Annotated in this window: 15 protein-coding genes; 11 read left to right on the top strand and 4 right to left on the bottom strand. The window is 38.6% G+C overall.

Features of this window, described 5'->3' with window-relative positions:
• Window positions 1-199 precede the first annotated feature (199 nt).
• Window positions 200-1147 (bottom strand): oxygen-dependent coproporphyrinogen oxidase, encoded by a 948-nt coding sequence (gene hemF / locus HX124_RS11360; RefSeq protein WP_286383173.1) that lies wholly within the window; start codon window positions 1145-1147, stop codon window positions 200-202.
• A gap of 140 nt (window positions 1148-1287) precedes the next feature.
• The gene (gene ribA / locus HX124_RS11355) at window positions 1288-1890 is read right to left on the bottom strand and encodes a GTP cyclohydrolase II (protein ID WP_286377526.1); all 603 of its coding nucleotides are present in this window, start codon (window positions 1888-1890) and stop codon (window positions 1288-1290) included.
• 316 nt (window positions 1891-2206) lie between these two features.
• On the opposite strand from ribA, the gene dxs reads away from it, so the two are divergent.
• The 9 genes from dxs to HX124_RS11310 all read left to right on the top strand — a co-directional run bounded on the left by dxs (window position 2207) and on the right by HX124_RS11310 (window position 11555).
• The gene (gene dxs, locus HX124_RS11350) at window positions 2207-4111 is read left to right on the top strand and encodes a 1-deoxy-D-xylulose-5-phosphate synthase (protein ID WP_286383172.1); all 1905 of its coding nucleotides are present in this window, start codon (window positions 2207-2209) and stop codon (window positions 4109-4111) included.
• A 130-nt stretch (window positions 4112-4241) separates the two neighbouring features.
• A complete protein-coding gene (locus HX124_RS11345; RefSeq protein WP_107007550.1) occupies window positions 4242-5072 on the top strand; it encodes an inositol monophosphatase family protein in 831 nt (276 codons plus the stop codon).
• Between the two features lie 42 nt (window positions 5073-5114).
• Entirely contained in the window at window positions 5115-5645 is a 531-nt protein-coding gene (locus HX124_RS11340; RefSeq protein ID WP_286383171.1) for a shikimate kinase, read from the top strand.
• Between the two features lie 388 nt (window positions 5646-6033).
• The gene (locus HX124_RS11335; protein ID WP_286383170.1) at window positions 6034-7899 is read left to right on the top strand and encodes a DEAD/DEAH box helicase; all 1866 of its coding nucleotides are present in this window, start codon (window positions 6034-6036) and stop codon (window positions 7897-7899) included.
• 426 nt (window positions 7900-8325) lie between these two features.
• Window positions 8326-9144: an ABC transporter ATP-binding protein gene (locus HX124_RS11330; RefSeq protein WP_286377531.1), complete on the top strand. Its 819-nt coding sequence runs from the start codon at window positions 8326-8328 to the stop codon at window positions 9142-9144.
• Entirely contained in the window at window positions 9141-9920 is a 780-nt protein-coding gene (mlaE, locus tag HX124_RS11325) for a lipid asymmetry maintenance ABC transporter permease subunit MlaE (RefSeq protein ID WP_107007552.1), read from the top strand. The genes HX124_RS11330 and mlaE overlap by 4 nt, the downstream gene beginning before the upstream one ends.
• On the top strand, window positions 9920-10597 hold the full coding sequence (gene mlaD / locus HX124_RS11320) for an outer membrane lipid asymmetry maintenance protein MlaD (RefSeq protein ID WP_286383169.1): 678 nt from the start codon (window positions 9920-9922) through the stop codon (window positions 10595-10597). Before mlaE ends, mlaD begins: the two co-directional genes overlap by 1 nt.
• A gap of 22 nt (window positions 10598-10619) precedes the next feature.
• Window positions 10620-11252, top strand: a complete 633-nt coding sequence (locus HX124_RS11315; RefSeq protein WP_286383168.1) for an MlaC/ttg2D family ABC transporter substrate-binding protein — start codon at window positions 10620-10622, stop codon at window positions 11250-11252.
• Between the two features lie 15 nt (window positions 11253-11267).
• Window positions 11268-11555 (top strand): STAS domain-containing protein, encoded by a 288-nt coding sequence (locus tag HX124_RS11310; RefSeq protein ID WP_286377534.1) that lies wholly within the window; start codon window positions 11268-11270, stop codon window positions 11553-11555.
• Window positions 11556-11622: 67 nt separating this feature from the next.
• Here the strand turns inward: HX124_RS11310 and HX124_RS11305 are convergent, their stop codons facing one another.
• A complete protein-coding gene (locus HX124_RS11305; RefSeq protein WP_107007556.1) occupies window positions 11623-12636 on the bottom strand; it encodes a CorA family divalent cation transporter in 1014 nt (337 codons plus the stop codon).
• A gap of 158 nt (window positions 12637-12794) precedes the next feature.
• On the opposite strand from HX124_RS11305, the gene HX124_RS11300 reads away from it, so the two are divergent.
• Both HX124_RS11300 and HX124_RS11295 read left to right on the top strand, forming a co-directional pair.
• On the top strand, window positions 12795-13412 hold the full coding sequence (locus tag HX124_RS11300) for an LOG family protein (RefSeq protein ID WP_286383167.1): 618 nt from the start codon (window positions 12795-12797) through the stop codon (window positions 13410-13412).
• A 108-nt stretch (window positions 13413-13520) separates the two neighbouring features.
• Entirely contained in the window at window positions 13521-13916 is a 396-nt protein-coding gene (locus tag HX124_RS11295) for an NUDIX hydrolase (RefSeq protein WP_286383166.1), read from the top strand.
• Between the two features lie 265 nt (window positions 13917-14181).
• Here HX124_RS11295 and HX124_RS11290 read toward each other — a convergent pair whose 3' ends face one another.
• Window positions 14182-14874: a ComF family protein gene (locus HX124_RS11290; RefSeq protein ID WP_286383165.1), complete on the bottom strand. Its 693-nt coding sequence runs from the start codon at window positions 14872-14874 to the stop codon at window positions 14182-14184.
• Window positions 14875-15155: the final 281 nt, after the last annotated feature.

Below are 15155 nucleotides of genomic sequence, written 5' to 3'. Positions count from 1 at the left end.
ACCTTTTGTATTCCATTCAATTCGAAAAGTAGCGTTATGTGTAGTGTACGTGATTTATCTTTTAAAAGAACCAGAAAGCTGTGTGGAAAGTGTCACAAACTATGAATTCAAAACGATGAGATACTGACTTTTTAAGATGGTTGAAATGAAAATAAAAAACCCAAGTACATAGACTCAGGTTTTTTATAACAATAAAAAATTAATCTGCTTTTAGTTCAGCCAACCAATCTTTGGGTTTTAAATAATAATCTGTCAGGCGTTTTTCAGGCGAATTTTTATCCCATTCAGGGCGATACGACCATGCAGCAAGCGGAGGCATACTCACTAAAATAGATTCAATACGCCCACCAGTTTGTAAACCAAACAATGTGCCACGGTCATAAACTAAATTATATTCTACATAGCGCCCACGGCGGTAAAGCTGAAAGTCACGTTGTGCTTTGGTAAAAGGTTGATTCTGATGTTTTTGAAAAATAGGTAAGATTGCTTTTAAATAACCATTGCCAACAGCTTGTATATATTCAAAGCATTTCTCAAAACCCCATTGATTTAGATCATCAAAAAATAAACCTCCAATACCACGTTGTTCATCACGATGTTTTAAATAAAAATAATCATCACACCATTTTTTATGTTCAGCATATACAGTTTCACCAAAAGGCGCGCACAGATCAAAGGCTTTCTGATGCCAAGCCAGCACATCTTCATCATTTGGATAAAATGGTGTGAGGTCAAAACCACCACCAAACCACCAAATGGGTTCTTGTCCTTCTTTTTCTGCTACAAATAGGCGAACATTGGCATGCGATGTAGGTACATTTGGATTTTTAGGATGAATGACCAATGAGACACCCATTGCTTGTGCTTTAGCACCTGCAATTTGTGGATGACGCTCTGTTGCAGATGCAGGAAGTTTAGAGATGTTAATGTGTGAGAACATCACACCACCTTTTTCAATCACTGTACCATTTTGTAAAACACGTGAACGACCACCACCACCTTCAGGACGTTCCCAATCATCAATTTCAAATGTTGCTGTACCGCCACTTTCGAGTTCTCTTTGCTCTAAGCCTGCGCAGATACGTGCTTGTAAGTCGAGGAGAAATTCGCGAACACGTTGAATATCTGCTGAAGTCGGATTCTGCATGATGAACCTCATTGGAAAAATTAAAATGAGAAAATTGATGTACTGTTTATATCAAAACACAAAACCATAAAAAAAATAAGGGATTTTTGAAAAAATTCAATCATCCCTTATCGTCTTGGTTTTTATTTATAGAAAATAAATTAAAAATCATCTTTTTCGTACATATGTGACATACGATCATGTTTGGTTTTTAAATAATCTGCATTGAACTCATTTAAACCGACTGTCAAAGGTACACGATCAATTACATCAATACCTAAATCAGTCAAAGCTTTTAATTTCAATGGGTTGTTGGTGATGAGCTTGACTTGTTTAACCTGTAATTGATCAAGCATAATGCTACACATGTCATAAGTGCGTGCATCGGCAGGTAAATTTAATAATAAGTTAGCATCTACAGTGTCATGTCCCTGATCTTGCAACGCATAAGCACGGATTTTATTGGTTAAACCAATACCACGACCTTCCTGACGTAAATATAAAATCACGCCTTGACCTGCATCATTCATCATTTTCATGGTGTTATGTAATTGTGGACCACAATCACACTTCAAAGAACCGAAAGCATCCCCTGTTAAACATTCAGAGTGGATACGAACTAAAACGGGCTCAGTAGGCGCATTTTCCAAACCTTTAGAAAGAGCAACATGCTCTTCACCCGTCTGAGGATCCTGAAATACAGAAATTTTAAAATCACCATAAGCTGTTGGTAATTTTGAAGTTGCAACAAACGCTATTGGCACAGAATCTTCCATTTTTGTTTAGAAATTAGCTAAAGTATAGCGTAATGCTTGGACATTAGTAGAATTGTCAAACATGTTTTTATAGATAACTTTGCGATAAACTTTTCTTTTTTGTATAAAGCAGACAATAATAGTTGATCTAGAGATAGATTATTCAGGATAATTGTCATAACGAACACAATTGCGAAGTTGGATTGACTCTAATGACGCATCATTATAAATGTGGCTGATTGAATATGATATGATTCGATCTCACAATCATGCTAACCCGTGTCCCTAGCTTAGATTTGCCAGGCTTTAGAAGGCTTTGCCACATATGTTGTATACTGAAATACCTAGTCAACGTCCTGTTACGCCATTGTTGGATGCTATTGATCGTCCACAACAATTACGTCAGCTTGAGCAGAGCCAATTGGCACAGGTCGCGGACGAATTACGTCAATTTATTTTGTATGCTGCTGGTCAAAGTGGCGGGCATTTTGGTGCAAACCTTGGCGTTGTCGAATTAACAATAGCACTCCACTATTGTTTTAATACTCCAAATGACCGATTAGTTTGGGATGTAGGGCATCAAGCTTATCCCCACAAGGCATTAACGGGTCGCCGAGAACAATTGACCACCATACGTGCTAAAAATGGTTTAGCTGCTTTTCCTGCACGTGAAGAATCTGTCTTTGATACTTTTGGTGTAGGGCATTCATCCACTGCAATTTCAGCAGGTTTGGGTATGGCACTAGCACGTCGCTACCAAAAAGACCCATGTGATGTCGTCGCCATCGTTGGTGATGGTGCTATGACAGCAGGTATGGCATTTGAAGCAATGAATGATGCGGTTGCTCATCATGCTGACTTGATGGTTGTACTCAATGACAATGATATGTCTATTTCATGTAGTACGGGTGGTTTTGCTAAACACCTTGCTGCAATTTGGGAAAAAGGACAATTCATAAATATTGATGAGCAAGGTCAGGCTTTTGTTCAAGACTGCCCAGAGTGGGATTACAATTCTCGCTTACATCAATCTGCAACTGATGCAGCAGATAACTTATTTAAAGCGATTGGCTTTGATTATTTTGGACCGTTTGACGGTCATGATGTGAATCAATTAGTCCAAGTGTTCAATGCGCTGAAAAAACGCAAAGGACCACGCTTAATTCACATTTATACAGTGAAAGGTAAAGGATTTGCGCCTGCGGAAGCAGATCAAATCAAATATCATGCAATTGGCAAAATAAATGCAAGTCCTGCAAAAGCGACTGCGCCAAAGTACTCAGATGTATTTGGTCAATGGTTATGTGATCAAGCTGCGCAAGATGACAAATTGCTCGCTATTACACCAGCGATGTGTGAAGGTTCGGGAATGGTGCAGTTTGCCAAACAATTCCCTGAGCGCTATTTTGACGTGGCGATTGCAGAACAACATGCTGTGACCTTGGCAGCAGGTATGGCGTGTGAAGGCTTAAAACCAGTCGTGGCGATTTATTCAACCTTTTTACAACGTGGTTATGATCAACTGATCCACGATGTTGCATTGCAAAATTTAGATGTGACATTTGGTATAGATCGTGCAGGTTTGGTGGGTGAAGATGGTCCAACGCATGCAGGTGCATATGACTATGCCTTTATGCGTACTGTCCCCAATATGGTGATCATGGCACCAAAAGACGAAAATGAATGCCGCCAAATGTTGCATACGGCTTATATTTATAAAGGTCCAACGGCTGTGCGTTATCCGCGAGGTAATGGACTTGGTGTTGAGATTCAGCAGCAACTGACTGCACTTGAAATTGGTAAAGCAGAATTATTGCTAGAGTTAAATACTGAACATGAAGAATGCATTAGTATTTTGGCTTTTGGTAGCAGAGTACAAACTGCATTGGATGCTGCACATCAATTAGCGTCTAAATTGGATATTGTAATACGTGTTGTGAACATGCGTTTTGTGAAACCACTAGATGAACAAATCATTCGTGATTTAGCAGACAAAACCAGTTTATTTGTCACTGTAGAAGAACATGCGGTGATGGCAGGTGCTGGTAGTGCTGTGAATGAGTTTATGGCACAAGCGCAAATGATCAAGCCAATTTTAAATCTTGGTTTACCTGATGAATTTTTGCCTCAAGCCAGTCATGCAGAAATGTTACAAGATTGTGGTTTAGATGCTAAAGGTATCCAAAATTCAATTGAACAGGCTTGGTTAAAATTACTGCAACATACTTAAGTTTTTGTAATGCATGCAAATCTAAAATTTTAGCAACAAAATTTCCCTAAAAGCCCCAATATTTGTTAAAATGTTGGGGCTTTTATGCATTATTCTTTATCAGTATCTTCAAATTTGTAGTGGGTGTTCAATGGAACCTATGGTGGTTATGGCTGCGCGTGCGGCTCAATTAGTTGGTCAAGAGCTTTTAAAAGCGCATCAAAATCGTCATAAACTCGATCTACAAGTCGAAGAAAAAGGTATTGATGGTCCAGTAACTCGTGTAGATCGCTACATTGAGCAACTAACAATTGATACACTTCGTAAAAGTTATAAAAATCACAGCTTCCTTGGTGAAGAATTTGGTTTACAAGAAGGTAAAGGTCACGATGCAGATTGGTGCTGGGTGATTGATCCGCTTGATGGTACGCTAAACTTCATTAATGGTTTCCCTCATTTCTGTGTTTCTATTGCAGTTCAACATAAAGGTGTAACTCAGCACGGCGTTATTTATGACCCTGTGAAAGATGAGTTATTTTCTGCAAGTCGTGGTCGCGGTGCAATGTTGAACCAACGCCGTATTCGTGTAAATGTGAAAGACAACCTTGAAAATACATTCATGGGTGTTGGTCATGCATTCCGTAAAATCCGTAATGGCGAAGTGGTTTCTTATGCAAAAAACCATTTTGATTCATTGTTAAATGTGACTGAAGCTGGTGCGCAATATCGCCGTGCTGGTTCTGCTGCATTAGACTTGGCTTATGTGGCTGCGGGTCGTTTAGATGGTTATTTTGAACTTGGTTTGAAACCTTGGGATATCGCAGCAGGCGAACTCATTGTAAAAGAAGCGGGCGGTACAGTAGTAGATGCACGTGGTGGATCTGATTCTATGGAAAACGGTCAAGTGATCGCATGTTCTATGAAAATGTTAAAACCGCTTATGCAAGCTGTTGTTCCTGCTTGGGGTGAAGCTGCGAAGTAATTTATGCTTTTGTAGTTTGAGTTTTGAAAAGCCTTCATGTGAATGAGGGCTTTTTTATGTGATATTGGAAATTATAAGATAACTAAAAATAGGGATTTTAAAAAATTGATCATACACTTTATTGGATTAGGTGGCTCAGGTAAAACGACTACAGCAAAAAGTTTGGCAATAAAAATGAATGTGCCACACTTTGATTTGGATGAATATTTTATTGAAAATATTGGTGATATTACTCAATTTATAAATAAGAATGGTTATGACGCTTATGCAAAGCGAAATATCGAATTGTATATTCAGCCTAATTATTTACAACTAAAACAAGAAATTGAAAATGATCCATTTACATTTTTGCTAATACCTTCTTTGGATTTAGATGAAAGTATTGAAGTGATTGTAAAAAGGCAATTGTCGAGATCGTATTTAAATACGAGTGCTGAAAAAGAAGAAATAAAAGTTAGGAAAAGATTTGAGATTTATCATAATTTGAATTGTTGTAAGGTTTTAACAAATCAATTGGTAGATGAAGTTGTTGAAAACATTAGCGTATTGATTGCTTTAAAAAGTGATATTTAAATAATTAGACGAAGCCGTATTTTTCATTTCTACTTTTTTATACATATCCCAAACATCACTCACAGGAAAAAACAATAAAACTTCGTGACATTATTTTAAATTCTGCTATACTCCGCGCACGCACTAAATTTCGTTCATTACCTGAACATTTCTCTTCTATATTGTGTATGCGCGTCCGGTCCAAAGAGAGGACAATATTTCGCGCCCCACCCAATCGCTTAAGCGATTCCTTCAGGTTGCGGCTGTAATCAAATGTGCGTTATACGCATCGTCGTTCTCGGATCGCCGCTGATTCTATATTTTCAGCGATTATTGCTGTACCGCTTTTTGCCGATGTCCAATAGACCATATTTTTAATGGAGCACCCACATTCGGGGTGAATATCTCTATGAGCAAAACTTTTGCTGATTTTCCTTTAGACGAGTCATTACATAAAGCACTCGAATCTCTTGGCTTTACGACACCTACACCAGTTCAAGAACAATCGATTCCAGCGGCTTTAGAAGGTAAAGACCTTTTAGTATCAAGCCAAACAGGTTCTGGTAAAACTGCTGCATTCTTACTCCCTACGTTAAATGCTTTAGCTGGACAAGAAACTTTTGTACCATTTAAAGAACGTATGAAAGCGGTTACTCAACCAAATATTCTTGTAATTTCACCTACACGTGAACTTGCACAACAAGTGTGCCAAGATGCAATTGCATTTGTACGTCATATGAAAGGTGTACGTGTTGCTGCAATCATGGGTGGTATGCCATTTGGTAAACAAATCCAGCAGTTAAAAGGCGCGCAAGTTGTAGTTGCAACGCCAGGTCGTTTACTTGACCTTGTAAACCGTCGTCAAATCAAGCTTGATAAAGTTGATTCTTTGATTGTTGATGAAGCTGACCGTATGCTTGATTTAGGTTTCTCTGAAGACCTAGAAGCAATTAGCGATTTAGCTGCAAATCGTAAACAAACATTAATGTTCTCTGCAACATTTGCACCACGTATCATTAATCTTGCTGAACGCATGATGAATGAGCCAGAGCGTATTGCGATTGAGACAGGTCATTCCACAAATACTGACATTACCCAAACTTTACACTGGACTGATGGTTTTGAGCATAAGAAAAAATTGCTTACACATTGGTTAAGTGAAGAAGACGTAGATCAAGCTGTTGTATTTGCTTCAACACAAGAAGATACAGACATGTTAGCTGAAGAGTTAGCTGAAGCTGGTCTTTCAGTTGTAGCACTTCATGGTGCGATGCCACAAACTGTACGTAACCGTCGTTTACGTTCTATCCGTGAAGGTCGTGCAAAAATCTTAGTTGCAACTGATGTTGCAGCACGTGGTCTAGATGTACCAACGATTTCACACGTAATCAACTTTGGTCTTCCAATGAAGAACGAAGATTATGTACACCGTATTGGTCGTACAGGTCGTGCAGGTCGTACAGGTAAAGCAATTACTTTAGCAACTTATCGTGAACGCGGTAAAATTCGTGCTTTAGAAGATTATTTAGATGCACGTTTAAATGTATCTGAAATTGAAGGTTTAGAACCATCTCCACCTCCTGCACGCGGTAGCCGTGATGGTGGCGGTCGTGGTCGTAACGGTGGTGGTCGTCGTGACGGCGGTCGTGGTGGCTTCGGTGGTGGTCGTCGTTTTGAAGGCGAAAGCAATTTCAAACGTCGTGAAGGTGGTGAAGATCGTCCACGCCGTAGCTTCGATGACAAACCTCGTGGTGATCGTCCATCTTATGGTGAAGATCGTCCTAAGCGTTCATTTGGTGGTGAAGAGCGTCCACGTCGCGAGTTCAACTCTGATCGTCCACGCCGTGAAGGTGGTTTTGAAGACCGTCCACGTCGCGAGTTCAACTCTGATCGTCCACGCCGTGAGGGTGGTTTCGAAGATCGTCCACGTCGCGAGTTCAACTCTGATCGCCCACGTCGTGAAGGCGGTTTTAACGATAAACCTCGTTTTAACTCGAATGATGACAACCGTGGCAACAGCGTAGACTATAAACCACGTCGTGAAGGTAGCTTCGGTGACCGTCCTAAACGTGATTTTGGCGACCGTCCACAACGTTCTTTTGGTGATGACCGTCCTAAGCGTTCATTCGGTGGTGAAGAACGTCCACGTCGCGAGTTCAATTCTGATCGTCCACGCCGTGAATTCACTGAAGACCGTCCTAAACGTTCTTTTGGTGATGATCGTCCTAAGCGTGAGTTCAGTTCAGATCGTCCAAAACGTAAATTTAATGACTAATTAAATAAAATTAAATAAAAAACCAGCCTTAGGGCTGGTTTTTTATTGTAAAAAATAAATCACACAAAGCTGTTTTTATTGTGAAATTAATCACATTAATGTTAAGATGATGAGGAAGTAACTTGTAGGATGTAGAATGTGATTAAAGAAAGTTATGGAGAAGTGATGCTATATATATTTTCAATTCTTCTCATCTCAAATATTGTTTATTTTATTTATAGTATTTTAATTTAAGTAAAATTAAAGATTTAATGAGTCGTAAAATAAATAAAACTGATCTGAATTTAATCAATAAATAATCAATAAACACACCTTGAGCGCATTGATCTGTAAAAATTAGAACAAACGCTTCATCTTTAATTACAACAAATTACTGAATTTCAGAGTATAGTATGCGAGCTGATGAATGCAGGAAAACGTTCAGCTATGAATAATCAATCATTTCTCGATGGACAAGCTTTAATTGAAGTAAGCAATTTAAGTTTTAACCGAGGGGAACGTGTCATTTATGACAATGTAAGTTTAAAAATTCGTCGTGGGCAAATTACCGCAATTATGGGACCATCAGGTACAGGTAAGACAACTTTACTGAGATTAATCGGTGGTCAGTTGGCACCTGATTCAGGTCAAGTGTTGCTTGATGGTAAAAATATTGCCTCCATGTCTCGTACTGAATTATTTGCTGCTCGTGCACGTATGGGAATGTTATTCCAAAGTGGTGCATTATTTACAGACATGACTGTTTATGAAAATGTCGCTTTCCCGATTCGAGCACATACGAAGCTCCCTGAAAATTTAATTGCAGAATTAGTTGCGTTAAAATTAGAGTCTGTCGGTCTACGTGGTGCTGAAAAGCTGATGCCATCCGAGCTTTCTGGTGGTATGAACCGTCGTGTGGCACTGGCTCGTGCGATTGCATTAGACCCTGATTTGATCATGTATGATGAACCTTTTGCAGGACAAGATCCAATCGTGATGGGTGTGTTGACACGTCTCATTCGTTCTTTACGTGAAGCATTAGATTTAACCACGATTATTGTGTCGCATGATGTAGATGAAACGCTTTCAATTGCAGATTACATCTATGTTGTTGCAGAAGGAAAAGTACAAGGTGAAGGCACACCTGCCGAATTACAACAACATGCTTCTCCATTTGTACAACAGTTTTTAACAGGTTCAGTTGAAGGACCTGTGGATTATCAATTTAGTCATCAAGCTTATTTAAGCAATGAGGTTGGTTCATGAATGCAATTGCCTTATTAGGTAGACGCGTTCTAGAACGTGTTCAGGGCATTGGCGTTGCGACAGTCATGTTGCTTCGTATTTTATGCTCTATGCCGACCCTTTTAGGGGTAAAGCTTTTTATTTATCAAATGTATCGAGTCGGTGTTCTATCTTTCTTGATCATTGCTGTTTCAGGTTTATTTATTGGTGCAGTGCTTGGTTTGCAGATGTATAACATTCTCGTTACTTTTGGTAGTGAAGCAATGTTAGGTGCAGCCGTTGCATTGACGTTATTGCGTGAACTAGCGCCTGTTGTTGCTGCATTACTTTTTGCTGGTCGAGCAGGTTCTGCATTAACTGCCGAAATTGGCTTAATGAAAGCCACTGAGCAGCTTTCAAGTATGGAAATGATCGGGGTTGATCCTTTAAAACGAGTTGTATCACCACGGTTATGGGCTGGAATTATCAGTTTACCGATGTTGTCTGTGATTTTTGCTGCGATTGGGATTATGGGCGGTAAAATGGTGGGTGTTGACTTTCTTGGTGCAGATGAAGGTTCTTATTGGAGTGGGATTTTTAGTAGTACACAATTTTATAAAGATGTACTCAATGGCACCATTATTAAGAGTTTAGTTTTTGCCTTAATCTGTACATGGATTGCGGTATACCAAGGCTATACCTGTGAGCCAACTTCTGAAGGTATTGCAACTTCAACGACACGTACAGTCGTATATTCATCATTGTGTGTATTAGGTTTTGATTTTGTGTTGACTGCGGTCATGTTCGGAGGGGTTTAATGAAGTCACGTACTAGTGAGCTGGCCGTAGGTGTTTTTGTCATTGTCTTCGGTTTAGCTTTATTTTTCTTAGCAATGAAAGTCAGCGGTTTGGTGGGAAATACCCTAAAAGATAGCTATAGCATGACGGCAACTTTTGATAATGTAAATGGTTTAAAACCACGTGCAAAAGTGACCATGAGTGGTGTGAAAATTGGTCAAGTTGAATCTATTTCTTTAGATCCAGTTACACGACTAGCGACAGTTAAATTTGATTTAGATGGTTCTTTAACTAGTTTTAACCCAGCACAATTAAAGACTGTACAGCAAAATGCTTTAGAAGAATTACGCTATAGTTCAGACTACCAAGCTGCTGATGCAAAGAAACAAAAAGAAATGGAACAGCAACTATTGAGTAACATGAAATCCATCACCAGTATTGATGAAGATGCTTACATAATGGTTGCAACAAATGGTCTATTAGGCGAAAAATATCTTAAAGTTGTACCGGGTGGTGGCTTGAACTATGTTAAACGTGGCGAAAGTGTTTCAAATACTCAAGGTACAATGGATCTAGAAGACCTTATTTCTAAATTTATTACTGGTGGTGCAGGGAAATCATCAGAGAGTGTATCAGGTTCTCAAGATGCATCTACATCGACAGAAACGACTGATGCTCAAACATCTTTTGTGGAATAAGCATAAGCGGAGAGATTTAAAGATGAATATGTTATTAAAACAAACTTTCACTACAACAGTATTGACAACAATGCTTGCGACTGCTGCAAATGCTGCCCCTGCCGAAGCACCTGCAGCATTTGTAAAACGTGTTGCAGATGGTTTAATTACACGTTTAAAAGCAGACCATGCGAAGTTACAAAATAATCCAGCAGCGGTTAAAGCCATTGTCCGTCAAAATTTAGATCCATATGTGGACGGTCAGGCATTTACACGTATTGTGATGGGTACTTATGCGACAAATCAATATAGTAATGCTGCTCAACGTGCTCAATTTGAACAAAATTTCCGTAATACGTTGATTGAGAATTATGGTTCAGCTTTTGCTAAATATACCAACCAAACATATAGCATGCGTCCATATAAAGACACAGGCAGTAAGAACCCAGTTGTAACACTCGACTTTAATAATAAAGGCGAAAAAATTCCTGTCTCATTCCAGTTGGCGGATCATGGTTCACAATGGAAAATTCGTAATATCAATGTATCAGGGATCGACTTAGGTTTACAATTCCGTAATCAATTTGCTGCTAACGTAAAACGTAATGGTGGAAATATTGACAAAGCAATTGCAACATTTGAACCAGATGCAGATGCAGCAGTCAATAAAAAATAAGTTGGTAGGTGTTGAATGATTGAATTTAAAAATCAGGAACTGTATGTCAGCGGTAAGATTGCTTATGAGAATGCTGAAAACTATTATTTAAATGGTTTGAAAATCATTCAGGCTGAAAATAAATTTCCATTAACGGTGAATTTATCACAGTTGGAACATGGCAGTACTTTGGCTTTGTCTGTTTTGGTGCAGTGGTTACGCCATACACCAAATACGCAAGGCTTACAATTTAAAGCTGTTCCTGAAAAGATGATGAAGATCATTCAAGCTTGTCATTTACAAGATGATTTACAATTGATTTAGTTAAATTGTAAGCAAGAAAAAAGCACCGAAAGGTGCTTTTTTTATGAATGTATACATAAGCAAAAAATCAAATCCATTTTTTCCATCTAAAGTAAATCAATGGTCCAACAAAGAACGCAACCAAAATACTAATAACCACATAAAAACTCGTCGTACCATGGGCAAAAGGTAAAACTTCAGTGTTCATCCCATAGATACTGGCGATGAGCATCGGAGGTGCAAGCATACTGGGTAAAATGGAGAATCGACGAATTGTATCGTTTTGTTCGGTGTTAATGAAGCCAGAAGTTGTGTCGAGTAGGAATCGAACTTTTTGAAATAAAAAGGCATCATGCTCAACCAAAGAGCGTACATCTTCGCTTAGCTCACGAATATCACCATCATAAATATGGCTGCCTAAAGCACGAGGACGAGATAGGAAAGTCAATACACGACGCAAATCGATTAAGCACAGTTGTGCTTTTCCGATCATATCTTCTTTTTGCGCTAAACGAGTAATCATGTCATCCAAATCTAAGATTTGTTCACGATGTCGAACATTCAGCACTTCAGTAGAATAGAGCTCTAAATCTTTATGCACATCTTCTAAAATATCAGCTAATTCATCTAGTTTTGCTTCAAGTAAGCCCAATAAAATCCAAGTTGGATCTTTATAGTCAATGTCATAGTCATTGCGTCGAGCACGTGCTCTAAAGGCACGAAAAGCGACAAGTTTTTCACCACGTAGCGTGAATAGGCGTTCTTTATGCAAAATAAAGGCAACAGTTTGCACAGTTGCTAACATATTTGAAGAATCTTCAGGATCTCCTTCAACTTGATAGTTTTTGTTTTTCGTTAAAAAATAAGTGCTGATATGTAAAATACCATCATCATCACGGTAAAATCGAGCCGATGATGAAATGTCTTCAAGTGATTTTAGCGTGGGGAAGTTTTGCTCATAGGCTTGTAGTACCCATTCTTGCTCTTCTTGTGAAGGTGCGATAAGGTCAATCCACACCAATTCAGGGTGTAAATCAAATCCTCCATTGATGGTTGCATCTTCTAAGCTACCGCGCTCTGTGGCATAAAAGGCTTCAAGCATAGTGTCTTTTCTCCCTTGCGCAGTATAGCGTTAAATCGATGCGTGTATTTTAGACAAGGATTTCATTAAAAACACTGATTTGATCATTCTTTTGCAAAAAAAATCTTGATCATTGATTTATAACTGTAACATGACAAAGTTAAAATTAGGTTAAATTTATGAATTCTATTGCAATTTTTTGTGGTTCGTCGCTTGGTTCAGATCAAATTTTTGCTGATATTGCTAAACTGACTGGTGAAACTATCGCCAAACAGGGCAAAACTTTGGTTTATGGTGGTGGTCGTTCTGGCTTAATGGGCATTGTTGCAGACAGTGCTTTGGCGGTTGGTGGCAAAGTGATTGGCGTAATTCCGCAAGGTTTGGTGGATCGTGAGTTGGCGCATCCACATTTAACGGAACTGTATATTGTTAAAAATATGCACGAACGTAAAACCAAAATGTCTGAGCTTTCGGATGGTTTTATTGCTTTGCCAGGTGGTGCAGGAACAATAGAAGAAATTTTTGAGCAATGGACGTGGGCGCAATTGGGGATTCATTTAAAGCCGTGCGCTTTCTTAAATGTTGAAGGTTTTTATGATGATTTATTAAAATTTATTCAGCTGACCACGGATAAAGGCTTTTCTAAAGCACGTTTCACTGATCAATTGATTCACTCAGATTGTTTAGATGAAATTTTATTGAAATTTGAAAACTATCAAGCACCTGAGCCAAAATGGGGTGTGAAAGACCGTAAAGAATTGGTTAAATTGGATGACGTAGATAAAAAGTTTGACTAATTAAAAATACAGCGTTTATTTACATTTAATAATTATCTTAAACACAATATATTGCATGTTCATTGAATTAATATCACAATATATTGTGTTTTTTATTTTATCACTGTCATGAACGTTATTACTGTTGCCGCTGCCATCATTCTCAATGAGCAAAATGAATTGCTGTTGGTTCGCAAGAAAAATACTGAGTTTTTTATGCAGGTGGGTGGCAAGTTAGAGGAAAAAGAGGCGCCTGAACACACCATGTTACGTGAGATTGCAGAAGAAATTGGTGCAAAAGCCGATATTCAGCAATTTATTGGTCGTTTTGAAACAAGTGCAGCCAATGAAGTAGGGCATCAATTGGTAAGTTATGTTTATCACGTTACATTGGAGCAAGCGCCTCGAATTGATGCTGAAATTGTAGAGATGAAGTGGATTGATTTGGATGATGATCAGACCTTGCTTGCACCATTAACTAAAGAAGTGGTGATTCCGTGGTGTATAGATCAATTAATAGATTAAGGTAAATATTGGTGAATTAAGCAATGCCTCAAATTTCAGTGAAAAGTTTACATTGATTTGTGTAGGCGATGCCTTACACTTGCGCTGTAAACAAAGCAGTGCTTTGTTCTTGCTCAGGATGAAAAGTAACAAAAATCCTTTGTTGGACAAAGGGCACATCCATGACGCCCTTGTCCAAGGGCGACATCCGTGTCGCTCTGCGATAGCACCACCACGTTTGGTTTATAGAAATCCAAAGCAACACTATTTTTTGAATGGTATTGTTTTAATTGGATTTGCCATTTATGGTTTCATCATGTGTTTTAAACTGAATATTCACGGACTGTTTACTTCCCGCAACCGCAATACATGCATTATAAATCTGCTGACAACCTAAATCTGTTAAGGCTTGATTCATTGCATGAATTGAGCTTCCTGTGGTTACGACATCATCAATGATCAATACTTTTTTATATTTGCGTTTTTCAGTTTTAATGATTTGAAATTGGTTCTCAATATTTTCCAATCGTTCAATCCGACTTAAACCTTTTTGTGAATGCTGTGCTGCACGAATCACTGGTTGCCACACGGGTATTTGTAGTTCTCTTGCCATAATTTTGGCAATGACCAACATTTGGTTATAGCCACGTTCTTTGAGTCTTTCTGTAGAAATTGGCATGGGTACAATGGCTTGGACTTTGGGTAGTCTTAGATTTAACAAGCTGTGTGCAAGCAGGTTTTGATATTGCAGTTGTTGTTCATATTTATAGGTTTGGATAATACGATCAATTGGAAAGTCATAGTGATGTGCACAAAGAATATTTTGTTCATGGCGTATTACATGTTGTTTATACCAAGGCAGGTGTTCCCAACACTCATTGCAGAGTGAGTGCTGTTGTTGGCGGTCGATGCTACAAAGCAGGCAAGGGGAAATACTTTGTACGCCTTTATGGATAAGCTGATTGATAAATTGGAGCATGTTTTTGTTCTTTTTTATTTTGAGGGGTTATTTTACTCAATAAAACTCAAGATTTATAGTTCAATATTATTGATCAAAGTTCTGAATCGAGTTTGCATTACCTCATTTATATTTCAATGTTTTTATAAATTTGCGTAGGTGATGCTTTACTTTTCAAGGATGAAAAGTAACAAAAACCCTTTGTCAGGCAAAGGGGATATCCCTATCACCCTTGCCTGACGGCGACATCCATGTCGCCTAACGCGATAGCAAATTTCTTTGTGGTTTGTTCTTTTATTTTG

This window comes from Acinetobacter sp. 226-1 (genome assembly GCF_030329325.1).
GTDB lineage: Bacteria > Pseudomonadota > Gammaproteobacteria > Pseudomonadales > Moraxellaceae > Acinetobacter > Acinetobacter sichuanensis.
This window is presented reverse-complemented; position numbering and strand designations above follow the sequence as displayed.